Genomic DNA, 20967 nt, shown 5'->3' on the forward strand with positions numbered 1-20967 from the left:
CACGTCTTAATCTTCGAACCGTGGCGCTTTTTCGTCAAGCAAGGCGTTGACGGCAGCAACCACGGATGGCGCCTGCGCCGGATCGGCGAAGACCGCAAGGCGAAGCGCGACGAACTCGGCGCCCGTCTCGGCAACCGCCAGCGCCGATTGCGGGTCCGCACCGCCCATGACCACGCAGGGAATTTCGATCATCGACGCCCACCATTCTGCGAGTGCCAGGTTTTTCGGATGCGCCTCGGGCTTGATGTCGCCGTCGGTGCGACCAAAGAAGACGTAGTCCGGCCTGAGTTCGCCGATCTCAAGTGCATGGTGGCGGTCGGTAGCATTGCCGCCGCCGACGATCATCTTCGGCGTGTGCCGCTCGATCGCCTCGGATAGCGCATCCGCACCGCCCGGTATGTGAATCCCGTCCGCCCTGGCGCGGCCGGCCACCCGCGTATCGCCGTCGATGAGCGCCGCGGCACCCGCCTCCTGGATCACCGGCACGAGCGCCTCGGCGTGTTTCTGGAAATCGGTCTCGTTAAGGCCATACTGCGGCACGATCACCGAGGCAACGTCGCCGCCCTTCAGCGCATCAGCAAGCACTCTCGCTTGTTCGGCGATGTCCGGGATGTCCGGCGCGACCAGAACGAGGCGGCAGCGGTTTTCGATTTTGCTCATGGGTCCGTTCCTGGCGGCGTGCTTCCCCGCGAGCGGAAGCCGGGTCTCGATTTCGTTCGGGAAAACCGATAGACGGAGATGACCAAAGGATCAACCGTCGCCCATGCTTCCCGATCTCGACTTCTATCTCGTTGCCATCCCGGCAGTTCTGCTCGTCGGCCTCAGCAAGGGCGGCATGGGGGAAGCGTTGTCGCTGATGGGCGTGCCGATCCTCTCGCTCGCCGTTTCACCGATCGAGGCCGCGGCGCTGCTCCTACCGATCCTGATCGCCATGGACATGGTCTCCCTGTGGTTCTGGCGCAAGCACGGCGACCGCAAGACGCTTTTCATGCTGCTGCCCGGCGCTGTCGTCGGCATCGCGGTCGGCTGGGCAACCGCCGCGCATGTGCCGCGGGACGCGCTACGGCTGATCATCGGACTGATCACCGTCGTGTTTGTGCTGCGATATGCCTATATGGTCTGGCGGAGCCGCAGCGGCGCACCGATCCAGCCCAAGCCACACCGCCGGGGCCCTGCCGCGCTCTGGGGAAGCTTCGCCGGTTACGGCAGCTTCGTCGCCCATGCCGGCGGCCCGCCTTTCCAGATCTACGCCCTGCCGCTGAAGCTCGACCCGCGCGACTATACCGGGACCATCGTGCGCTTCTTCGCCACCCTTAATGCGGTGAAACTCATTCCCTATTTCGCCCTCGGGCAGCTCGACCTCAGCAATCTTGCCACATCGGCAACGCTTTTCCCGCTGGCCATGACCGCGACCGCCTGCGGCGTATGGATCGTACGCAGAATGAAGGCGCAGGTCTTCTATCCTTTCATGTATGCGATGGCATTCTTCGCCGGCTGCAAACTTGTCTGGGACGGCCTCTTGAGCCTGCTCTGATCGAGGGCCGCTCCTGCATGTCTCTTCGATCGACTTCGAAGTCGGTGTGGTGACATGCAGCGTCTTCAACTTGCTCCGGTCAAATCTTTGTGCTTGCGATGGCGCGCAGGTGATGCTGCAAAGCAACAGCAATTGCCGCGCTGCACAATCTCTCTTGCCGCACTGCAGAAATTCGCCTAACGTCGCGCCCATGACCATCGCGGACCCATTCGATGCCATCGCGGACCCGAACCGGCGCTATCTGCTGGAGGAACTGCGGCGTGCGCCGAGGACTGTCAACGAGCTTGCAGAGGGGCTGCCGATCAGCCGCCCGGCGGTTTCGCAGCATCTGAAGGCGCTGCTCGATTGTAATCTTGTGTCGGTTTCGACGAGCGGCACGCGACGAATCTATGCCATCAACAGGCCGGGATTCGATCGGCTCAATCTCTGGCTCGACCAGTTCTGGTCCTGAGCCAGAGAGATCCGGAGCGCCTTAGAGCGCACCGAGCTATCCGAGAATCGTATCCGATTCTCGGATAGGTCGATGCGCAGACTCAAAGAGTTGCAGCGACCTTTGCGCTTCTGAAAGACGCGCGGTGCTGTGAGGCAGACCGGGCCGAAAGCCCGGTCGACTGTCAGTTTCATCCGTTTTGGGATTGGTCTTGACCTTGCCGCCGCCGGGCGGTGGGTGCGATACGCCCCGCGACTGGACGGCAAAAGCGTCCGCGATCAGTGGGTCGCGGAACGGAGTCTTTCGATTTCGTCCTTGATGCGCAACTTCCGCCGCTTGAGTTCGCTGATCAACTCGTCCTCGCAGGAGGGAGAGTTGAGAGCCTCGTGGAGCTCCTCTTCCAGGGCGCCATGCTTTTTCTCAAGCGTTGCAAGATGAGCCTCAATGGTCATTGGCAAGTCCCTTCCTTTTGCTTGCATCCGGCACGCAAATGCCGGATCTTCCATGGTTGAAACCTTACTACTGTGCCATGCCATTTTTCATTTGTCGAAGGCGAAATGATGACGTCGGATAACTTCCCGTCACGGCCAAAGATGTGATAGAGCGGCGCAGGAAGAATACCGGATCGTGACTCGCGACCGGGCTCATGGGGATCGTATTCGCATGCCGGACCAGGACCAGGCCGAACTCAGACTAACCATAGCGCGCCTGAGACAGGAGCATGAAGATTATGACGTGGCGATCAACGCGATGATCGAAACCGGCTGCGACGCCTTGCGCATCCAGCGCATGAAAAAGAAGAAGCTGGCGATCAAAGACAAGATCACCAAGATCGAAGACCAGATCATCCCCGATATCATTGCCTGAGACACCGTCATTACCTGTAGACCAATCGCCTGAAACGGACCCGACAGAGTGACAGAAGCCACGACCCCGCCCGTCGCCATCATCATGGGAAGCCAGTCGGACTGGGAGACGATGAAGAATGCGGCAGATACGCTCGAGGCGCTCGACATCGCCTACGAAGCCCGCATCGTTTCCGCGCACCGCACCCCCGATCGCCTGGTCCGTTTTGCCAAGGGCGCCCGCGACGAAGGGTTCAAGGTCATCATCGCAGGTGCCGGCGGAGCCGCGCATCTTCCCGGCATGTGTGCCTCAATGACGCCGCTGCCGGTCTTCGGCGTTCCGGTACAATCGAGGGCTCTTTCCGGCCAGGACAGCCTGCTGTCGATCGTGCAGATGCCCGCCGGCATCCCGGTCGGCACGTTGGCGATCGGCAAGGCCGGCGCCGTCAATGCCGCCCTGCTCGCTGCCGCCGTGCTTGCGCTCAGCGACGAGGACCTCGCCGACCGCCTGGACGACTGGCGTGAACAGCAGACAGTTTCGGTTGCCGAATATCCGGTGGACGAGGAATGAAGACCATCGGCATTATCGGCGGCGGCCAGCTTGGCCGCATGCTTGCCATGGCCGCTGCCCGGCTGAATTTCCGCACGCTCGTCCTCGAACCGCAACCGGACTGTCCGGCCGCTCAGGTCGCAAACGCCCAGATCGTCGCCGCCTATGACGATCCGCGGGGCCTCGATGAACTCGCCGAGGCCTCGGACCTGATCACCTATGAATTCGAGAACGTCCCCGTCTCCGCGGCCGAGCGGCTTCTTCAATTGCGGCCGGTCTTTCCACCGCCCAGGTCCCTTGAAGTGGCGCAGGACCGGCTGCTTGAGAAGCGCTTCATCAACGCCTGCGGCATCGCTACGGCCCGTTTCCACGCCGTCGACAGCCAGGCCGATCTCGAAGTCGCCCTGGCCGATTTCGGCGGCACCGGCGTTCTGAAGACCCGGCGTCTCGGCTATGACGGCAAGGGCCAGCGCGTCTTCCGCTCCGCCGGAGACGATCCGTCCGGCGCCTTTGCCGCGCTCGGCGGGGTGCCGCTCATTCTCGAAAGCTTCGTGCCCTTCGAGCGGGAAATCTCGATCATCGCGGCTCGCGGTACTGACGGCGCAATCGCCTGTTTCGACCCGGCGGAGAACGTGCATCGTAACGGCATCCTTCACACCTCCACCGTACCGGCGGCGATCGACCCCTCGACGGCTGAAGCCGCCCGCCAGGCAGCAACCGCCATCCTCGACGCACTCGGCTATGTCGGCGTGATCGGCGTCGAATTTTTCGTGCTTGCCGACGGCAGCGTCGTCGCCAACGAAATGGCGCCGCGCGTTCACAATTCCGGCCACTGGACCGAAGCCGCATGCGTCGTATCGCAGTTCGAGCAGCACATCCGCGCCATCGCCGGCCTGCCGCTTGCGGACGCGTCGCGCCACACCGATTGCGTCATGCAGAACCTGATCGGCGATGACATTGCCGAAGTCTCTCACCTGCTCGCCGAACGCGACGTGCTGGTCCACCTCTATGGCAAGACCGAGGCGCGCCCGGGTCGCAAGATGGGGCATTTTACCCGGCTCCTCCAGCCTCGCTAGCCACAGGATTGCGCGGAAGGGGCGGCAAAATCCCTCCTACCGCGGTTGACAGGCCAGGGGCGACACGGTATGTGCCTGCCTACTTGAAGAGCGCGCTTTCCGGCGCGCTTTTGATTGTTGGAATTACCGGGCGAATTTTCGTTCCCCGAAACCTGCGGATCAGGAAAAATGAAGATCAAGAATTCGCTCAAGTCGCTGAAGGCCCGCCACCGCGAAAACCGTCTCGTTCGCCGCAAGGGTCGCGTCTACATCATCAACAAGCTGAACCCGCGCTTCAAGGCACGCCAGGGCTGAGGCCCCGCGGAGGCCGCTCGCCTGTCCGTCGGTCGCTTCACTGGTCCCTTGATTTTTTGATTTTGATCTTGCGCCATGGCGGGCTACGATGTCCGCCATGCGCATTTTTATGACTTCAATTCTGGCATTTTTCGCACTGGCCGTTTGGACCACGTCCGGAACGCCGCTCCTGGCTGCCGAAGCTTTGCCGCAACCGGAGACGGCCAGTCTCGCAACACCGGAGCAGCAGCTCGATTCCCTCTTTGCCGAACTGAAGAAAGAGCGCGAGGAGGATCGGGCACGGGACATCGCAAACCGCATTCGTCAGCAATGGCAGGACTCCGGCAGCGCGACCGTCAACCTGCTCATGCAATGGGCGGACAAGGCAATCGCCGACGACAAGAAGTCGATGGCGCTCGACATCCTCGACCAGGTCATCGTTCTCGCCCCTAACTATGTTGAGGGCTGGAACCGTCGCGCCACGCTGCATTACCAGATGGGCAATTTCCGGAAGGCGATGTCGGACGTCAGCCACGTGCTTGCACTCGAACCACGGCATTTCGGCGCCCTCGCCGGCATGGCGTCCATGCTTGAAGATGCCGGCAAGAGCGAGCTCGCCCTGCGCGCGTGGCAGCAGTTTCTCGATATCTACCCTTCCGATCGGAAAGCGCAGGAACAACTCGGCGAGCTGGCTGAAAGGCTCGCCGGCAGCCGGACCTGAAGGCGCGGCGCAGGTTCAAAGAGTTGCAGCGACTTTTGCATGTCTGCAACACGCGCGACGTTATGGGAGGACGAAAGAACTCGCAGCAAACGCGCTTGCAAGGAGCGAGAGCCGGGGGCTCTCGCCTTAGCAGCGGCGGCTCAAACGCCGGTCAAACCGTCCGCGTTGATATACGCAATACGCAGCATGTTGGTGGCGCCCGGCGTTCCGAGCGGCACACCGGCGGAGATGATGATGCGGTCACCCGGCGTGGCGAAGCCCTCGGTAACGGCGATGCGGCAGGCACGGTTGACCATGTCGTCGAGATCCTTGGCATCTTCGGTGACGACGCAATGGAGCCCCCATACCACCGAGAGACGCCGGGCCGTTTCGACGATCGGCGAAAGGGCGATGACCGGAACTTGCGGGCGCTCGCGCGCGGCACGCAAGCCCGTGGCGCCGGAGGAGGTGTAACAGACGATCGCGGAAAGATTGAGCGTTTCGGCGATCTGGTGGGCGGCAAGCGAAATAGCGTCGGCGCCGGTTGCCTCCGGCGGCGTTCGCTGGGCGTAGATGATGCCCGAATAGTGCGGGTCGCGCTCGACGTTGCTCGCGATCGAAGCCATGGTCCTAACCGCTTCGATCGGATATTCGCCGGAGGCGGATTCGGCCGAGAGCATCACCGCGTCGGCCCCTTCGAACACCGCGGTCGCCACGTCCGACACTTCCGCGCGCGTCGGCACTGGCGCCGAGATCATCGATTCCAGCATCTGGGTGGCGACGACCACCGGCTTGCCGGCGCGACGGCAGGCGCGCGTCAACTGCTTCTGAAGTCCGGGAACGGATTCGAGCGGCATTTCGACACCGAGATCACCACGCGCCACCATCAGCGCATCCGACAATTCGATGATCTCGTCGATGCGCTCGATCGCCTGCGGCTTCTCTATTTTCGACATCAGCCCGACGCGGCCACGTGCGATCTTGCGCACCTCGGCCAGATCCTCCGGACGCTGGATGAAGGAGAGCGCTACCCAGTCGACCTGTCCCGTTGCCAGTACAGCGTCGAGATCGGATCGGTCCTTATCCGTCAGCGCGCCGACGCCGAGCAGCGTATCGGGCAGGCTGACGCCCTTGCGGTCCGAGATCTTCGTGCCGGAAACGACGGTGGTCACGATGCTGTTGCCGTCGGTTCTTTCGGCGCGCAGGTGCAGTTTGCCGTCGTCGATCAGCAGGCGATCGCCAGGCTTCACCGCCTGGAGGATCTCCGGATGCGGGAGGTGGACGCGCGTGTTGTCGCCGGGGACGTCCTTGTTGTCGAGCGTGAAGGTCTGGCCGATCGAGAGATCGACCTTGCCTTCGGCGAACTTGCCGACGCGCAGCTTTGGGCCCTGCAGGTCGGCAAGAATTCCGATCGGACGGCCGCAACGCACTTCGACGGCGCGAATCCGCGTGATCAACGTACGCATGACTTCGTGGCTGGCATGGCTCATGTTGATGCGGAACAGGTCAGCCCCCGCCTCGTGCAGTTTCTGAATTGTCTGCTCCTCGGCCGATGCCGGTCCGAGCGTGGCGAGAATTTTGACTTTTCTGTTCCGTCTCATCAATTCTGGCTTTCCTGCGTACCGGGCGTATCGGAAAGCTGAACCATCCAGCTTCCCTGCCGCCCTGTGTCGTATTCCTTGAATCCCATGCGCTGGAAGCCGCGTGCATAGCAGTCCTCAACGCCGACGATCTTGAACTCGTTTTCCGCGACGCACATGTTGACGTCGCCCGTCCAGCGGCCGCCCTTGGCCGCGTCTTCCGCGTAGAGATAGTAGTAGCGCGACTCTAGTTCGCCCTCGATCAGGGTGGCGCAGGTCGTTGCCGGCACCTGCCACCAACCCTCCGTTACCCAGCCTTCCTTCGCGCGATAGCCGATCGCCACTCCGACCAGGGTCTGAGTGCCGTTGCAGACGCGAAAGTCGGCCCGCGCCTCGCCAGCAAACAGGAACGAACCGGAAATCGCCACGGAAAACAGGAGGACGGCTCCCAACGACATCGGCCCCGGTTTCACTTTGGATAAAGGATGTCTGAACACGGCTTCCTGCGGAACTCCGTTTTGATTTGCGTGGCACTTTCTTGCGACGGCCAGCCCTGAAAGTCAACGCAACTCTAATCGATTATATTTGCCCTTCATGTGACAGAAGGTGCCGAAACTTGCGTCTTTTTCTTGCGGAAGGCGAATTTGCGTGCGATCAGGTTGCGACGTTCGAAACTCCCAGCACAAAACGGCATGCGGCACTACTCTCCCTACGAGATCATCAAGGGCAATCCGGCGCAAGGACTTGTGCTTCTGGCGGACCATGCGATGAACCGACTGCCGCCGGAATACGACCGGCTCGGTCTGCCTGAAAGCGCATTCGCGCGCCACATCGCCTATGATATCGGCATCGAGTCGCTGACACGGCAACTGTCGGCCGCGCTCGATTCACCAGCCGTTCTCGGCTGCTTTTCGCGACTCCTGATCGACCCCAATCGCGGTGAGGACGACCCGACACTGATCATGAGAATATCCGACGGCGCCATCGTCCCGGGCAACCATCCGATCTCCACGGATGAGTGGCAGAGGCGGCTGGACCGCTTTCACCGCCCCTATCACCAGGCGGTATCGCAGACGATCGCCGAAGTCGCGGCGGCCGGCGCCCGGGCCCCGCTGGTCATTTCGCTGCACTCCTTCACACCCGCCTGGAAGGGCGTGGCGCGGCCGTGGCATGCGGCCGTGCTCTGGGACAATGACCCCCGCGCCGTCTTTCCGCTGATCGAGCGTCTCGAGGCTGCGGGCGATATCCTCGTCGGGAACAACGAGCCCTATGACGGCGCGCTCAGGGGCGATACGATGTACCGGCACTGCATGGCGGCAGGCATCCCCCATGCGTTGATCGAGATACGGCAGGATCTGATTGCCGATGACACGGGCGTTGCCGCCTGGGCCGAACGCCTGGCGCCCATTCTCGCGGCGCTCAACGCCATGCCGGCGCTCCACGCCTATCAGCGCCACCCTTCGCGCACGGGCGCCTATCGCGACGGGGATGAAGAGGAGAAACTACTATGACCCAGCTCAGCGAGGAACAGCGCCTGGCGTTCGAAGCCGCCGCTTTCCGCCGGCTGGTCGAGCATTTGCGCAGGCGCAGCGACGTCCAGAACATCGACCTGATGAATCTCGCCGGCTTCTGCCGCAATTGCCTTTCGAACTGGTATCGAGAGGCGGCCGAGACTTCCGGGATCGCGATGAGCAAGGAAGAATCGCGCGAGATCATCTACGGCATGCCGTATGAGGAGTGGCGGTCGCGCCACCAGACGGATGCATCGGCCGAGCAGAAGACTGCCTTCGAGCGCAACCGGCCGAAGGAATAGGGAGTATTTTGCATCCAGGTGGGATCACCTGACGTCGCACAAATGCCACAAGAGCAAATAGAGAGATTGCGGCGCGCATGCGTTTGAGCGCATCCCGTTGTGGCTGTCAAAAGGCAGGCGGAATGTGGCGCCTGTGGCCAGCACGGCAGGAAATGCCGGCGCTGTTGCGCAATCGCCCTTGACCTCGGAGGCGGTTCGCGGCAGGTCACAGCACCTGCAAATTCATTCCCCAAAAGGAGACGACCATGTCGGATGCTCAAGGCTTCGCACGCGATCAGCTTCGCGCTTTCATCGAACGGATCGAACGGCTGGAAGAGGAGAAGAAGACCATCGCGGATGACATCAAGGATGTCTATGGCGAAGCAAAGTCGATGGGCTTCGACACGAAGATCCTGCGTAAGGTGATCTCGATCCGCAAGCAGGACCAGGACGAGCGCCTGGAGCAGGAAGCGATCCTCGACACCTACCTGCAGGCACTGGGCATGATGCCCGTGGCCGAGGACGCGGCGTAAGCCGATGCGGCAGCACGGGGTCTACTGCATGTCTCCTTCTCGATTAGAGGACAAAGACATGCAGTGATTCAAAGCGCTGCAGCGACGTTTGCGCATCCGATAAGGCGGGCGGCGCTGGAGATGAACGCGGCACGCGCGCCGCTTCTCACAACACAAACGAAAAAGTCCGCCGGTATGGCGGACTTTTTCGTTTAGGTAAAGGGGTTCAATTGGTACTGAATCTCTTCACTTCCATGAAATTCACGGCATTGCCGGTGAAGCGGGCCGTGTCGACGGTGCCAGCATCGCTGGAGAAGCCGGCCGCATAGATGGTGGTGGGCGCGGCTCTGAGCGAGCTGCTGACGAATCGTGGAGCCTTGACCGGTTTCGACAGCGTGGCGAAACGGCTCGTCGACAGGGCCCACTCGGAAATGATCTTCTGCGTCAGCTTCGGCTCGGTGCGCACCGAGGATCGCGACGCGGCTGCCGCGTCCTGCTTCTTTGGCCGCGCGCCCTTCGACGGCGCATCCGACTGCGTATCGAAGGCACTGTCGAAAATCGCGGCCCTGCCGTTCGTTTCCAATTGCGGCGCATAGGCCGCCACCCGCAGCGGCGGAGTGTCGATCTGCTCGGCGGCAGCGTTCGGCGCGGCCAGCGCCACCTGCGTGCCGGTCTCTGTCGGCGCGTTCAGCGGCTCGGCTATCGACGCGAAAGCCGGACGATCAGCGGCAGTCGGGATTTCAACCTCGACCTCCGCAACGGCGGCAAGCGCAGCCTGGCCTGCCGGACGGGTGTCCGGCACCGGCACGAAGCCCAGTTCCGCAACCCCGCCATCGGCGGAAGCCAGGAGCGTTTCGCCGTCGGCAGCCGCGTTGGCCCGGTCGAGCATCTGCGGCACAGGCACCGCAAGCGTACTCAGATCGGTGAATTCCGAACCCGGTGCCGGCGAAGTCTGCGGCATCACCGCCGCCAGCGCCTCCTGGGAGCTGTTCTTCTCCGGCGCGACGAGCGCGACGGTCACGCCGCTTTCCGCGGGCGCCTCCTTGAGGGCCGGACGTACACTCGGAACAGGCGCACTGAAATTCTGCTGTGCATCGGCGGAGGTCGCGACACCCGGCAAAGCGTCCTGACCTGCCGCACTCCGCACCGAGGCCGGAGCCGCCGTTTCGCCACCGGCGGCAATCGCCATCGGCTCTTCATCCTCGTCCCCGCCGCCAAACAGCATGGCAAGCAGATTGCGACGCTTGCCCGCGTCGCCCGCGCCCTTGGCACCGCCACCGGCCACTTCGATCGCCGAGGCTCCAACGCGACGCTTGTAATCGGCAACCGCCTGCTCATAGCCGGGAAGCGGCCTGCCGTCGGCAGGAATGTGCATGGTCTTGCCGTCCGGGAAGAGCCGCACCAGTTCGTTGCGCGTCATGCGCGGCCAGGCGCGCACCCCGCCGACATCCATATGCACGAAAGGCGAGCCCGAGGTCGGGTAATAGCCGACGCCGCCGACCTGGAATTTCATGCCGATTTCACGGAGAGTCTTCAGCTTGACGTCCGGCAGATAGAAGTCCATCGCCTTGCCGAGCATGTGCTGGCTCTTCTTGGCAACGCCCTTCGAGCGCGACCGGAGCATGGAGTTCGTTGCCGGCGAGCGATAGGCGGAGACGACATGGATATAATCGCGCGAACCGCTCCTCTGGTAGACTTCCCAGACGAGGTCGAGGAGGCGCGGGTCCATCCTAGTCGGCTCGTTTCGCCGCCAGTCACGCAAGAAACGGTTGACCTGCTCCAGGCCCCTCGAATCGTAGCGGCCATTGCGCTTGAAGGTAATCTGCGCCTTTTCCCCGGTGTGAATGAAGTACAGCCTCAACGTGCGAGTCTGGCCGGCAGCCTCGACGGGCGGCGCCATGCCGGGGGTCACGAGAGAGCAAGCCAAGGCGATGGAAGCAAGGAACTGCGGTGCCTTACGGGCCACCGCCGAGCAGAGTCTGCGCGCTAGGGAACCGGCTGGTTCCTCCAAACCGAACAAATTTGGCATTCAATCCCCGTTCGACGGACAACCGTGCTTCGCTGTGTCCCATGACCGTCAATTAAGGTGACAGCATGGCAGATATGCCACAGTGGTCACCGTTCCTTATAGTATAGTGAACGGTTCCCTAACAAGGTCTAAACGGAGCGCCCAAGTTGCACGGCGAACGGCTGTGAATACGTGGGATTATGCGGCTTCGCGCAGAGGATTATCGGGATCGATGCCGTAATCCTTGAGCTTGCGATAGAGCGTCGAGCGCCCGATGCCGAGTTTGCGCGCCACCTGGCTCATCTGGCCGCGATAGAACTTCAGGGCAAAACGGATCAGTTCCTCCTCGACTTCAGCGAGTTTGCGCACGTCGCCGCCCTCGTCAACGCTGGCGATCGCATTCTCGAATCGCCCCTCTAATGTCCGCTCCGCTTTTTGGGAAGTGGCGATCTCGGCCCGAAAGTCCGCAAGCGCGTCGCCCTTCGGCCGCCGCTCCGGCCCCGCCTCCCCCCAGGAGAGACCGCCCCGGTCGGCAACGACATAACCCGGTATTTGCGTGGCGATCTGCGGAAAGTCCTTGACCGTAAGCTCGTTGCCCTCGGCAAGCACCACGGCGCGGAAGATCGCGTTTTCCAGTTGGCGGATATTGCCCGGCCAATCATAGGCGGTCAGAAGCGCCATCGCACCGCTCGAAGCAGTCAGGCGTTGATTGAGTCTCTGTTCGGCGGCGAAGCGCTCGACGAACGCACGCACCAGCACGGGGATGTCCTCCTTGCGCCGGCGCAGAGCCGGAATCGTGATCGGGAAAACATTGAGCCGGTAATAGAGGTCTTCGCGGAACCTCCCTTCGCGCACCTCGTTGATCAGGTCCTTGTTGGTGGCGGAGATCAACCGCACGTCGACCTTCTGCGGCTGGCGGGCACCGACCGTTTCGATCTCGCCCTGCTGGACGGCTCGCAGCAACTTCACCTGCACCTCGAGCGGCAGGTCGCCGATCTCGTCGAGGAACAGCGTGCCGCCGTCCGCCTCGGCGAATTTGCCCGCATGCTTTTCGGTGGCGCCGGTGAACGCGCCCTTTTCGTGGCCGAAGAGAATGCTCTCGACGAGGTTGTGCGGGATGGCGCCGCAATTGACCGTGATGAAGGGCTTGTTCGCGCGAGCGCTCGCCGCCTGGATCGCCCGCGCCACCATTTCCTTGCCGACGCCCGATTCGCCTTCGAGCACGATCGGAATATTCGACTGCGCGGCACGGCGGGCAAGGTCGAGAACGCGGATCATCGCCGGGCTCGCCGAGACGATGTCGTCGAAGCCGACGGCGCCCCCGCGCGGGCGCCGCGCGGTTTTGACCTTGCCGTCGCGGCTCGCCATCTTCAACGCGTTGCCGATGGCGATCGACAGGCGCTCCGGCGATACCGGCTTGACGAGGAAATCGAAGGCGCCGGCCTGCATCGCCTGGACCACCGTCTCGATGCCGCCCTGACCCGTCTGCACGACGACCGGCGTATCGACACCGCGTTCGGCAAGCGCCTCGAGGAAGCCGTGGCCGTTCATCTCCGGCATCAGCAGATCGAGCAGGATGACATTGACGATGCCGCCCTTGCGGTCCAGCAGTTCGAGCCCGCGACGCCCGTTATCGGCCACATGGGCAACATGACCCAGTCGTTCGATCATGTTCGTCAGCAATCGGCGCTGCACCGGATCGTCATCGATAACAAGAATATGGGATGTCACGAAAGCCTCCTGCTCTGGACACGCGGTACTCTTGGCCAACCTCATGTGCCAATTCATGCCACCATTCGTGCCACAAAGGGCTGAAGATCATGTTTTGGGAAATGCTTGCATTTTATCCATTGCGGGCGATAGCAATGGGCCCCATATCGCTTGCCTGCGGCACCTCTTCCCGGCCCGGTCCGAACTGGGGAAGGTTGCAGCAATTCAAAGTCCAAACGAGAGATACGCCAATGACATTCGCCTCGCTCCTTTCCGCCGGCTCCGGCCGATCCCGAGTGCGCGCGCAAGCCGGGCAGGCGGCGGGCGGAGGCGCCGAACTCGGCGACCTGCCGAGCTGGCGGCTCGAGGACCTCTATGTTTCCGCGAATTCCGAGGAATTCCGTGCCGACCTCGCAAAGGCGGAAGCCGATGCGATCGCCTTCGAGACCAAATGGAAGGGCAAGCTCGCGGAAGCCGCCCGAAAGACCGGGGACGAGGGCATCGGCGCGGCGGTAAAGGAACTGGAAACGCTCGAGGAGTTGATGGGCCGCATCGCCTCCTTCGCGGGGCTGACCTATTTCTCCGACACGTCCAAACCGGCAAACGGCAAACTCTATGGCGACGTGCAGTCGAAGCTGACCGACATCTCGGCACATCTCCTGTTCTTTTCGCTGGAGCTCAACCGCGTCGAGGATGCCGCGATCGACGCCGCTCTCGAAACCGACAGCCTCGCTGCGCACTACAAGCCCTGGATCCTCGACCTGCGCAAGGACAAGCCCTACCAGCTCGACGACCGGCTGGAGCAGCTCTTCCTCGAGAAATCGATGACCGGCGCCGCTGCCTTCAACCGGCTATTCGACGAGACCGTCGCTTCCCTCACCTTCACAGTCGACGGCGAGGCCCTGCCGCTCGAAATGACCCTGAACCTCCTGCAGGATCCATCTCCGGAGCAGCGCAGGAAAGCAGCCATGGCGCTTGCCGAAACCTTCAAGGCAAACATCCGCACCTTTGCGCTGATCACCAACACGCTCGCCAAGGACAAGGAAATCGCGGACCGCTGGCGCGGTTTCCAGGACATCGCCGACAGTCGCCACCTCGCCAACCGCGTCGAGCGCGAGGTGGTGGACGCACTTGCGGCAGCGGTTAAGGACGCCTATCCGCGTCTTTCCCATCGCTATTATGCGATGAAGGCCAAATGGCTTGGCATGGAACAGATGGAGTTCTGGGACCGCAACGCCCCCCTCCCCGAAGCGCCGAACGCGGTAATTCCCTGGGACACCGCCAAGGAAACGGTGCTTTCCGCTTATCATGGCTTCGCACCGGAGATGGCGGCGATCGCCCGGCGGTTCTTCGACGAGCATTGGATCGATGCGCCGGTGCGACCCGGAAAGGCGCCGGGCGCCTTTGCCCATCCGACGGTTCCCTCCGCGCATCCTTACGTTCTCGTCAACTACATGGGCAAGCCGCGGGACGTAATGACGCTCGCTCACGAGCTTGGCCATGGCGTGCACCAAGTGCTGGCCGGCGCTCAAGGGGCGTTGATGGCCTCGACGCCGCTGACGCTTGCCGAGACTGCCTCCGTCTTCGGCGAGATGCTGACCTTCCGCGCGCTGCTCGACCGGACCAGGGACAAGCGCGAGCGCAAGGCCATGCTGGCGCAGAAGGTCGAGGACATGATCAACACGGTCGTGCGGCAGATCGCTTTTTATGACTTCGAGCGCAAGGTCCACACGACCCGCAAGAAAGGCGAACTGACCGCCGACGATCTGGGCGAACTCTGGCTGTCGGTGCAGGGCGAAAGCCTCGGTCCGGCGATCCGGCTGTCAGAGGGATATGAGACCTATTGGGCCTATATCCCCCACTTCATCCATTCGCCTTTCTATGTCTATGCCTACGCCTTCGGCGATTGCCTGGTGAACTCGCTCTATGCCGTCTACCAGAACGCCGAGAGCGGCTTTCAGGAGAAGTATTTCGACATGCTGAAGGCCGGAGGAACCAAGCATCACTCCGAGTTGCTGGCGCCATTCGGGCTCGATGCCACCGATCCGTCGTTCTGGGCACAGGGCCTGTCGATGATTGAAGGGCTGATCGACGAACTGGAGGCGCTTGATAGGGCGTGACCGAGCCCATCCGGCAAGACCGACGACTGACTGCAACCCGTATGATCGAACACGCGCCCTTTGTCCTATTCCGGGATGACAGCGAAAACCTGACGACCGTCTTCGCCGAGCCGTCGCGCGTGATCACCGCGCGCACGCGGGCGGAGTTTCAGCGCGGCCTTGCCGAGCTCGATGCCGCCCACCACGCCGGGAAGTGGCTTGCCGGCTACATGGCCTATGAGGCGGGTCACCTCTTCGAGGAAAAGCTTGCGCTGTTTGCCGAGGAGAACCGCGAGACGCCGCTGATGTCCTTCGGCGTCTTCGACGCGCCGGCGGAAGACCATCCGCTCGCCACGCCGCTTCGGCGCACGGAGAACGAGCCGTTTCTCGCCGAGCCGCGTGCCGGTTGGAACCTGCCGGCCTACCGGCAGCGCTTCGAACGGCTGCACCAGCATCTGCGCCGGGGCGATTGCTACCAAGCGAACCTGACGATGCCGGTCTTCGCGCGCTGGTCCGGCGACCCGCTCGCCGCCTTCTGGTCGCTGATCGAGCGCCAGCCGGTGAAGTACGGCGCGTTTGTGGCGCTCGATGGGCCGCTGCTCTTGTCGCGCTCGCCCGAATTGTTCTTTCGTGTCGATGACGACGGCTGGATCGAGACGCATCCGATGAAAGGAACGGCGCCGCGCGGGTCTAACCCCGCTGAGGACGCAGCCATCATCCAGGCGATGCGGGACGACGAGAAGAGCCAGGCCGAGAACCGCATGATCGTCGACCTCCTGCGCAACGACATTTCCCGCGTCACCGAGGTCGGCTCGCTCGACGTGCCGAGACTTTTCGACATCGAGACCTACCCGACGGTTCACCAGATGGTGAGCCATGTGCGGGCGAAGCTTCTGCCCGGCATCGGCATCTCCGACATTTTCGCCGCGCTCTTCCCCTGCGGCTCCGTCACCGGCGCGCCGAAGATGCGGGCGATGGAGATCCTTCATGCGCTGGAGGCCGGTCCCCGCGACGCCTATTGCGGCGCCATCGGCTTCGTCGCACCGAGCGGCATCATGCGCTTCAATGTAGCGATCCGCACCATCTCGGTCTTTCCCGACGGCCGGGCAATCTTCAATGTCGGCGGCGGCATCGTCTTCGATTCCAAGGCCGAGGCGGAATATGACGAATGCCTGCTGAAGGCGCGCTTCGCCGTCGGCGATGCCGAGATCGCGCAATGACGGATTTCTCGCTGATCGAGACGCTGCGCTACGACCCGGCAGCGGGATTGGCTCGCCTCCGGCTGCATCTGGCACGCTTGACGCGTTCCGCCCGGCGGCTGGGATTTGCCGGCGCGGCCACCGCCGGGGAGCGCCTGGACGAGGCCGTGCGGGGCGCCGACCGGCCGCTCCGCGTCCGCCTCACGCTCAGCCGCGACGGCACCGTCGCGATTACGACCGCCCCCTTCACGCCGCTTGCCGACGATACGAGATGGCGGGCACGGATCGCGTCCACGCGGCTCGATTCCAGCGACTGGCTCCTGCGGATGAAGACGACGCGGCGCGAGGTTTATGAGGCGGCGCGCGGCGAATTTTCCCCGGAAGAGGCAGACGAGGTCATCCTTCTCAACGAGAAGGGCGAGGTCTGCGAGGGCACAATCACCTCGGTTTTCCTCGATGACGGCAGCGGCGTGCTGAAGACGCCGCCGATCGCCTGCGGCCTTCTCGCCGGTGTGCTTCGCACCGACCTCATCTGTGAGCGCCGTGCGCGCACCGCGCGCCTGCAACCGGCCGATCTTCAGCACGGCCGCCTCTTGCTCGGAAACTCGCTAAGAGGTCTGATCCGGGCGGAACTCGTGGTCTGAACCGGGCAGCGTGTAGCGCTTCACCCGATCGCGGCCCTCGCGCTTGGCGAGATGGAGCGCTTGGCCGGCGCGCACATAGATGTCGTTAACCTTGTCGCCCTCGCGATATTCCGCAAGTCCTGCCGAACAGGTGTAGTAGAATTCCGGAATGTTCGCTAGCGGTCTGGCGCTGCGTACTTTTTCAAGCAGCCGATCAAGAATGAGGTTCGCTTCGCTGACGGTGGTGTCAGGCAGGATAAGCATGAACTCCTCACCGCCGATCCGGCCGAAACAATCGGTACGGCGCACGAAGCCCTGCATCTGGCGGGCGAAATCGAGCAGCACCTCATCGGCCCCGTGCGGGCCAAAGCGGTCGTTGATGGCCTTAAAATAGTCGATGTCGAGGATCGCCACGCACCCCCACATCTGTGGATTGTCGGCACAGTTTTGCACGAAGTCGGCAAGCTTTCCCAAAGTGTGCCGGCGGTCAGGGACGCTGATCAGTTCGTCCACCTGCGCGTCCCTGAGGGCGAAATCCCGGTCGCGCCGGTGCTTGCGCTCCTCCTCGCGCATCGCCGTGACGTCGGCTGCGATAGAAAGACGCCAACCCTTCTCGTCGACAGTCTCGGTCACGAACAGGGTGCGTCCATCATGCAGCTCGACTTCCGCGGTTCGGGTGTGGGCGCTGCCGCGGCGCTCGAGCGCGGCGTCGATCCAGCCTTCGATGTCGCTGGTCTCGATCATCGCTCCGCTGCCGGTCGCGTGGTTGCGGCGCGTGATCTCCGCCCAGGTCGGGGCCTCCTCCACGCCAACATGATAGGCGGAACGAAATGCCGCATTGGCAAAGCGCAATCGGTCATGCTGATCGTAAAGCGCGATCAGCACAGGCGTTCTGGCTTGCAGACCCATCAGGGCCTTGGCGTATTCACCGGTCACGTTTGGTCTGCTCCAGTTGGAACGGCATCCATCAATCACGGCGCGAAGCGGACGGCTCAACTTAAGCTATAGCACGAAACGCTTGTGACAAGTCGCATTAACATGCGAAACCCGAGGGAATGGTCAAGTCGAGTCATCTCGAATGAAGCACACGCCTTACGACGGCACGTCGAAGCCCTTTGCAATCGGTCTCGCCCAGCTCGATTCCGACCGGTGGATTGAGCCGGACGAGGCGCTCGACTTCTATCTATCGGAAAAGTCGCGGCTGCTGATCGAAAACCGCAGCAGCGTCTTCGCAGCCGCGGCGGAAAGCGGCAACGCCCAGCGGGAGCTTCTCTCGCTGCTCATGGATTATCTGTTGCGCCGCTATCCACATATCTATCGGCGCGATGGCGAGACGATAGTCGTCGGCGGGCGCGAAGTGAACCTGAATGGCGACCCCCCGATCCTCTCCGCCGGAGCGCTCATCCAGGATGATCTCGCCATCATGGAGTGCAAAGACGGCGAATGGCGCCTCACCGCCGCCTATATCGCCTTTCCCTCCTCTTGGTCGCTTGCGGAAAAGTTCGGCCGCTCGATGGACGAGATCCATGCGCCCGTTCCCGGCTTCGCAGCGGGCTCGCGCAATGCGGAACTGATCGCCCGCATGTTCGACCGGCTGCCGCCCGACCGCTTCGTCGAACGCTTCAACTGGGCAATAAACGCAGACGGCGCGCTGCACCTGCCGAAGTCGAAAACGGAAGACATTGGCGCAGAGGCCGTCGCCCTCGAAAAAGAGCGAACCTATATCCGGGTCGAAAGACAGACACTGCGAAAACTGCCGGAAACGGGCGCGATCGCGTTCACGATCCGCATCTACTCCGATCCGCTCGCGGCACTCGGGAGCCGCCCCGATGCGGCGAGGCTTGCCCTTTCTTTCATTACCCAGCTCCGCGAATTGACGCTGCCGCAAGCGGCCTACAAGGGCCTAGTCAGCAAGCGGGGAGCCCTGATTTCGGCCCTTGCCTCGATTGCCGGTTAAGCAATTATTGAGATCGCGGTTGACCGGCCGGCCCTTTATTGTGACAGGAAACTGTGCTCTACAGCGCCGCGCGTCTTTTCAGGCGCGCAGAGATTGCTGCAGCAGGCCCCAAGAACGAACTACTGCATGTCTCCTTTTAATCAACCTCGGTTGAAGGACCAAGACATGCAGCAATTCAAAGTGCTACAGCGACCTTTGCGCGCCTGAAATGACGCGCGGCGCTGTAGGCCCGCCATTCCGCGCGTTCAATCACCACTGAGACGTTTTGCCAGGAGAAACGCTAAAATGTCAGACACCACCTATCCGGTCTATGGCGAGATAACCGGCCCGATCGTCATGATCGGCTTCGGTTCGATCGGCCACGGCACACTGCCGCTGATCGAGCGCCACTTCAAATATGACAAGAACCGGCTGATCGTGGTGGAACCGCGCGAAGATGCAAAGGATGCGGAGCTTTTCGCACACCATGGCGTGCGGCACGTCCGCGAATACGTGACCAAGGACAATTACAAGGAAGTCCTCAAGCCGCTGCTCACCGAGGGCGGCGGCCAGGGCTTCTGCGTCAATCTATCGGTCGACACCTCGTCGCTCGACCTGATGAAGCTCTGCCGGAAGCTCGATGTTCTTTACATCGACACGGTCGTCGAACCCTGGCTCGGCTTCTACTTCGACACTGAAATGGACAACGCCGACCGCACCAATTATGCGCTCCGCGAGACCGTCCGCCGCGAAAAGGAAAAGAACCCCGGCGGCACGACAGCGATTTCCACCTGCGGCGCCAATCCGGGCATGGTTTCGTGGTTCGTCAAGAAGGCTCTCTTGAATCTCGCCGACGACATCGGCCTCAAATACGAGGAGCCGCATCAGGACGACCGCGAGGCATGGGCGAAGCTGATGAAGAAGGTGGGCGTCAAGGGCATCCACATCGCCGAACGCGACACCCAGCGGACGAAGAACCCCAAGCCGCTCGACGTCTTCTGGAACACCTGGTCCGTCGAAGGCTTCATCTCTGAAGGTCTGCAACCGGCCGAACTCGGCTGGGGCACGCATGAAGAATGGATGCCCAAGAACGCGAAGCAGCACAAGAAAGGCTGCAAGGCGGCGATCTATCTCGAGCAGCCGGGCGCCAACACCCGCGTTCGCACCTGGTGCCCGACGCCCGGCCCGCAATATGGCTTCCTCGTCACCCACAATGAATCGATCTCGATCGCCGACTTCTTCACCGTTCGCGACAAGAATGGCGACGTCGCCTACCGTCCGACATGCCACTATGCCTATCATCCCGCCAACGACGCTGTCCTGTCGCTGCATGAGATGTTCGGCAATGGCGGCAAGGCGCAGCCGGAACTGCACGTCCTCGACGAAAACGAACTGGTCGACGGCATCGACGAACTCGGCGTGCTGCTCTACGGCCATGCCAAGAACGCATACTGGTACGGCTCGCGCCTGTCGCTCGAAGAGACCCGCCGCATCGCGCCCTACCAGAATGCGACCGGCCTGCAGGTGACGAGCGCCGTTCTCGCCGGGATGGTCTGGGCGCTGGAGAACCCGAACGCGGGCATCGTCGAGGCCGACGAGATGGACTACAGGCGCTGCCTCGAAGTGCAATCGCCCTATCTCGGTCCAGTCGAGGGCCACTATACGGACTGGACGCCGCTCGACGGCCGCCCGGGCCTCTTCCCCGAGGACATCGACACCCGCGACCCTTGGCAGTTCCGCAATATCCTGGTCCGCTAGAGCATTTTGCAGTCAGGTGGAATCACCTGACGTCGCACAAATGCGGCAAAAACAAGCAGATAGAGCGGTAGCGCGAACGTACGTGAGCGCATCCGCTCTAGCGCATCGGCCCGAAAATCGTACCCGATTTTCGGAAAGCTCGATACGCAGATTCAAACAGTTACAGCAACCATTGCGCGCCTGAAAAGACGCGCGGCGCTGTAATATGGCCGTCGGGGTATGGGCGCTGGTGCGCCCATTTGCTCCGGTTCAACAAGAATCGCCTGCGCCCGGGGCGGTCCGCTTCGGGCACTCATCGCGTTTCGGGCCTCGCAACAAGCCCGCTCTTGCGTTCAACTCCTG

General features: G+C 62.5%; 22 protein-coding genes. 15 read left to right on the forward strand and 7 right to left on the reverse strand.

The window, feature by feature from the left end:
• Window positions 1-6 precede the first annotated feature (6 nt).
• A complete protein-coding gene (locus tag EKH55_RS13305; protein WP_069459155.1) occupies window positions 7-660 on the reverse strand; it encodes a thiamine phosphate synthase in 654 nt (217 codons plus the stop codon).
• 103 nt (window positions 661-763) lie between these two features.
• Between EKH55_RS13305 and EKH55_RS13310 the strand changes: the two genes are divergently transcribed.
• The gene (locus tag EKH55_RS13310) at window positions 764-1534 is read left to right on the forward strand and encodes a sulfite exporter TauE/SafE family protein (RefSeq protein WP_151611588.1); all 771 of its coding nucleotides are present in this window, start codon (window positions 764-766) and stop codon (window positions 1532-1534) included.
• Between the two features lie 190 nt (window positions 1535-1724).
• The gene (locus EKH55_RS13315; RefSeq protein ID WP_069459153.1) at window positions 1725-1985 is read left to right on the forward strand and encodes an ArsR/SmtB family transcription factor; all 261 of its coding nucleotides are present in this window, start codon (window positions 1725-1727) and stop codon (window positions 1983-1985) included.
• A 257-nt stretch (window positions 1986-2242) separates the two neighbouring features.
• Here EKH55_RS13315 and EKH55_RS13320 read toward each other — a convergent pair whose 3' ends face one another.
• Complete coding sequence (locus EKH55_RS13320; protein ID WP_069459152.1) at window positions 2243-2416, reverse strand: YdcH family protein; 174 nt, start codon at window positions 2414-2416, stop codon at window positions 2243-2245.
• A 211-nt stretch (window positions 2417-2627) separates the two neighbouring features.
• Between EKH55_RS13320 and EKH55_RS13325 the strand changes: the two genes are divergently transcribed.
• The 5 genes from EKH55_RS13325 to EKH55_RS13345 all read left to right on the forward strand — a co-directional run bounded on the left by EKH55_RS13325 (window position 2628) and on the right by EKH55_RS13345 (window position 5429).
• Window positions 2628-2831, forward strand: coding sequence for a YdcH family protein (locus EKH55_RS13325; protein ID WP_034855051.1), 204 nt, complete (start codon window positions 2628-2630; stop codon window positions 2829-2831).
• 84 nt (window positions 2832-2915) lie between these two features.
• Window positions 2916-3380 (forward strand): 5-(carboxyamino)imidazole ribonucleotide mutase, encoded by a 465-nt coding sequence (gene purE, locus EKH55_RS13330; RefSeq protein ID WP_069459307.1) that lies wholly within the window; start codon window positions 2916-2918, stop codon window positions 3378-3380.
• Window positions 3377-4435, forward strand: a complete 1059-nt coding sequence (locus tag EKH55_RS13335) for a 5-(carboxyamino)imidazole ribonucleotide synthase (protein WP_151611589.1) — start codon at window positions 3377-3379, stop codon at window positions 4433-4435. Before purE ends, EKH55_RS13335 begins: the two co-directional genes overlap by 4 nt.
• A gap of 168 nt (window positions 4436-4603) precedes the next feature.
• The gene (gene ykgO / locus EKH55_RS13340) at window positions 4604-4729 is read left to right on the forward strand and encodes a type B 50S ribosomal protein L36 (RefSeq protein ID WP_034855034.1); all 126 of its coding nucleotides are present in this window, start codon (window positions 4604-4606) and stop codon (window positions 4727-4729) included.
• 88 nt (window positions 4730-4817) lie between these two features.
• Window positions 4818-5429, forward strand: coding sequence for a tetratricopeptide repeat protein (locus EKH55_RS13345; RefSeq protein ID WP_151611590.1), 612 nt, complete (start codon window positions 4818-4820; stop codon window positions 5427-5429).
• A 140-nt stretch (window positions 5430-5569) separates the two neighbouring features.
• Here EKH55_RS13345 and pyk read toward each other — a convergent pair whose 3' ends face one another.
• Together pyk and EKH55_RS13355 are read right to left on the reverse strand one after the other, a co-directional pair.
• Window positions 5570-7009: a pyruvate kinase gene (gene pyk, locus EKH55_RS13350; protein WP_069459149.1), complete on the reverse strand. Its 1440-nt coding sequence runs from the start codon at window positions 7007-7009 to the stop codon at window positions 5570-5572.
• Window positions 7009-7446: a DUF1036 domain-containing protein gene (locus tag EKH55_RS13355; RefSeq protein WP_069459148.1), complete on the reverse strand. Its 438-nt coding sequence runs from the start codon at window positions 7444-7446 to the stop codon at window positions 7009-7011. The genes pyk and EKH55_RS13355 overlap by 1 nt, the downstream gene beginning before the upstream one ends.
• A 234-nt stretch (window positions 7447-7680) precedes the next feature.
• Here EKH55_RS13355 and EKH55_RS13360 point away from each other — a divergent pair, with 234 nt between their 5' ends.
• The 3 genes from EKH55_RS13360 to EKH55_RS13370 all read left to right on the forward strand — a co-directional run bounded on the left by EKH55_RS13360 (window position 7681) and on the right by EKH55_RS13370 (window position 9313).
• Window positions 7681-8499 carry an N-formylglutamate amidohydrolase gene (locus EKH55_RS13360; RefSeq protein WP_151611591.1) on the forward strand — a complete coding sequence of 273 codons (819 nt, stop codon included), beginning with the start codon at window positions 7681-7683 and terminating at the stop codon, window positions 8497-8499.
• Window positions 8496-8801 carry a DUF1244 domain-containing protein gene (locus EKH55_RS13365; protein WP_069459146.1) on the forward strand — a complete coding sequence of 102 codons (306 nt, stop codon included), beginning with the start codon at window positions 8496-8498 and terminating at the stop codon, window positions 8799-8801. The genes EKH55_RS13360 and EKH55_RS13365 overlap by 4 nt, the downstream gene beginning before the upstream one ends.
• Before the next feature lie 245 nt (window positions 8802-9046).
• Window positions 9047-9313 (forward strand): DUF2312 domain-containing protein, encoded by a 267-nt coding sequence (locus EKH55_RS13370; RefSeq protein ID WP_069459145.1) that lies wholly within the window; start codon window positions 9047-9049, stop codon window positions 9311-9313.
• A gap of 205 nt (window positions 9314-9518) precedes the next feature.
• On the opposite strand, the gene EKH55_RS13375 is transcribed toward EKH55_RS13370, so the two are convergent.
• Together EKH55_RS13375 and EKH55_RS13380 are read right to left on the reverse strand one after the other, a co-directional pair.
• On the reverse strand, window positions 9519-11321 hold the full coding sequence (locus tag EKH55_RS13375) for a peptidoglycan L,D-endopeptidase MepK (RefSeq protein WP_069459144.1): 1803 nt from the start codon (window positions 11319-11321) through the stop codon (window positions 9519-9521).
• Window positions 11322-11498: 177 nt separating this feature from the next.
• Window positions 11499-13031: a sigma-54-dependent transcriptional regulator gene (locus tag EKH55_RS13380; RefSeq protein WP_083265345.1), complete on the reverse strand. Its 1533-nt coding sequence runs from the start codon at window positions 13029-13031 to the stop codon at window positions 11499-11501.
• 230 nt (window positions 13032-13261) lie between these two features.
• Here EKH55_RS13380 and EKH55_RS13385 point away from each other — a divergent pair, with 230 nt between their 5' ends.
• The 3 genes from EKH55_RS13385 to EKH55_RS13395 are packed head-to-tail and all read left to right on the forward strand — an operon-like array spanning window position 13262 to window position 16952.
• Window positions 13262-15130, forward strand: coding sequence for a M3 family oligoendopeptidase (locus EKH55_RS13385; RefSeq protein WP_151611592.1), 1869 nt, complete (start codon window positions 13262-13264; stop codon window positions 15128-15130).
• 41 nt (window positions 15131-15171) lie between these two features.
• A complete protein-coding gene (locus EKH55_RS13390; protein ID WP_069459142.1) occupies window positions 15172-16329 on the forward strand; it encodes an aminodeoxychorismate synthase component I in 1158 nt (385 codons plus the stop codon).
• On the forward strand, window positions 16326-16952 hold the full coding sequence (locus tag EKH55_RS13395) for an aminotransferase class IV family protein (protein WP_069459141.1): 627 nt from the start codon (window positions 16326-16328) through the stop codon (window positions 16950-16952). The genes EKH55_RS13390 and EKH55_RS13395 overlap by 4 nt, the downstream gene beginning before the upstream one ends.
• On the opposite strand, the gene EKH55_RS13400 is transcribed toward EKH55_RS13395, so the two are convergent.
• The gene (locus tag EKH55_RS13400; RefSeq protein ID WP_069459140.1) at window positions 16917-17867 is read right to left on the reverse strand and encodes a GGDEF domain-containing protein; all 951 of its coding nucleotides are present in this window, start codon (window positions 17865-17867) and stop codon (window positions 16917-16919) included. The two genes, EKH55_RS13395 and EKH55_RS13400, sit on opposite strands and share 36 nt — an antisense overlap.
• A 142-nt stretch (window positions 17868-18009) precedes the next feature.
• On the opposite strand from EKH55_RS13400, the gene EKH55_RS13405 reads away from it, so the two are divergent.
• On the forward strand, window positions 18010-18888 hold the full coding sequence (locus EKH55_RS13405; RefSeq protein WP_069459139.1) for a heme-dependent oxidative N-demethylase family protein: 879 nt from the start codon (window positions 18010-18012) through the stop codon (window positions 18886-18888).
• A 285-nt stretch (window positions 18889-19173) separates the two neighbouring features.
• A complete protein-coding gene (locus tag EKH55_RS13410) occupies window positions 19174-20625 on the forward strand; it encodes a homospermidine synthase (RefSeq protein ID WP_069459138.1) in 1452 nt (483 codons plus the stop codon).
• Window positions 20626-20967: the final 342 nt, after the last annotated feature.

Source organism: Sinorhizobium alkalisoli, assembly GCF_008932245.1.
GTDB lineage: Bacteria > Pseudomonadota > Alphaproteobacteria > Rhizobiales > Rhizobiaceae > Sinorhizobium > Sinorhizobium alkalisoli.

Excerpts from the sequence above, each read along its gene's own strand:
- EKH55_RS13370 (WP_069459145.1), top strand. The coding sequence starts at position 9,047 with ATGTCGGATGCTCAAGGCTTCGCACGCGATCAGCTTCGCGCTTTCATC.
- EKH55_RS13315 (WP_069459153.1), top strand. The coding sequence starts at position 1,725 with ATGACCATCGCGGACCCATTCGATGCCATCGCGGACCCGAACCGGCGC.
- EKH55_RS13410 (WP_069459138.1), top strand. The coding sequence starts at position 19,174 with ATGTCAGACACCACCTATCCGGTCTATGGCGAGATAACCGGCCCGATC.
- EKH55_RS13320 (WP_069459152.1), bottom strand. The coding sequence starts at position 2,416 with ATGACCATTGAGGCTCATCTTGCAACGCTTGAGAAAAAGCATGGCGCC.
- EKH55_RS13325 (WP_034855051.1), top strand. The coding sequence starts at position 2,628 with ATGCCGGACCAGGACCAGGCCGAACTCAGACTAACCATAGCGCGCCTG.
- purE (WP_069459307.1), top strand. The coding sequence starts at position 2,916 with ATGGGAAGCCAGTCGGACTGGGAGACGATGAAGAATGCGGCAGATACG.
- EKH55_RS13405 (WP_069459139.1), top strand. The coding sequence starts at position 18,010 with ATGAAGCACACGCCTTACGACGGCACGTCGAAGCCCTTTGCAATCGGT.
- EKH55_RS13360 (WP_151611591.1), top strand. The coding sequence starts at position 7,681 with ATGCGGCACTACTCTCCCTACGAGATCATCAAGGGCAATCCGGCGCAA.
- EKH55_RS13310 (WP_151611588.1), top strand. The coding sequence starts at position 764 with ATGCTTCCCGATCTCGACTTCTATCTCGTTGCCATCCCGGCAGTTCTG.
- EKH55_RS13385 (WP_151611592.1), top strand. The coding sequence starts at position 13,262 with ATGACATTCGCCTCGCTCCTTTCCGCCGGCTCCGGCCGATCCCGAGTG.
- EKH55_RS13355 (WP_069459148.1), bottom strand. The coding sequence starts at position 7,446 with ATGTCGTTGGGAGCCGTCCTCCTGTTTTCCGTGGCGATTTCCGGTTCG.
- ykgO (WP_034855034.1), top strand. The coding sequence starts at position 4,604 with ATGAAGATCAAGAATTCGCTCAAGTCGCTGAAGGCCCGCCACCGCGAA.
- EKH55_RS13335 (WP_151611589.1), top strand. The coding sequence starts at position 3,377 with ATGAAGACCATCGGCATTATCGGCGGCGGCCAGCTTGGCCGCATGCTT.
- EKH55_RS13375 (WP_069459144.1), bottom strand. The coding sequence starts at position 11,321 with ATGCCAAATTTGTTCGGTTTGGAGGAACCAGCCGGTTCCCTAGCGCGC.
- pyk (WP_069459149.1), bottom strand. The coding sequence starts at position 7,009 with ATGAGACGGAACAGAAAAGTCAAAATTCTCGCCACGCTCGGACCGGCA.
- EKH55_RS13345 (WP_151611590.1), top strand. The coding sequence starts at position 4,818 with ATGTCCGCCATGCGCATTTTTATGACTTCAATTCTGGCATTTTTCGCA.
- EKH55_RS13390 (WP_069459142.1), top strand. The coding sequence starts at position 15,172 with ATGATCGAACACGCGCCCTTTGTCCTATTCCGGGATGACAGCGAAAAC.
- EKH55_RS13365 (WP_069459146.1), top strand. The coding sequence starts at position 8,496 with ATGACCCAGCTCAGCGAGGAACAGCGCCTGGCGTTCGAAGCCGCCGCT.
- EKH55_RS13395 (WP_069459141.1), top strand. The coding sequence starts at position 16,326 with ATGACGGATTTCTCGCTGATCGAGACGCTGCGCTACGACCCGGCAGCG.
- EKH55_RS13305 (WP_069459155.1), bottom strand. The coding sequence starts at position 660 with ATGAGCAAAATCGAAAACCGCTGCCGCCTCGTTCTGGTCGCGCCGGAC.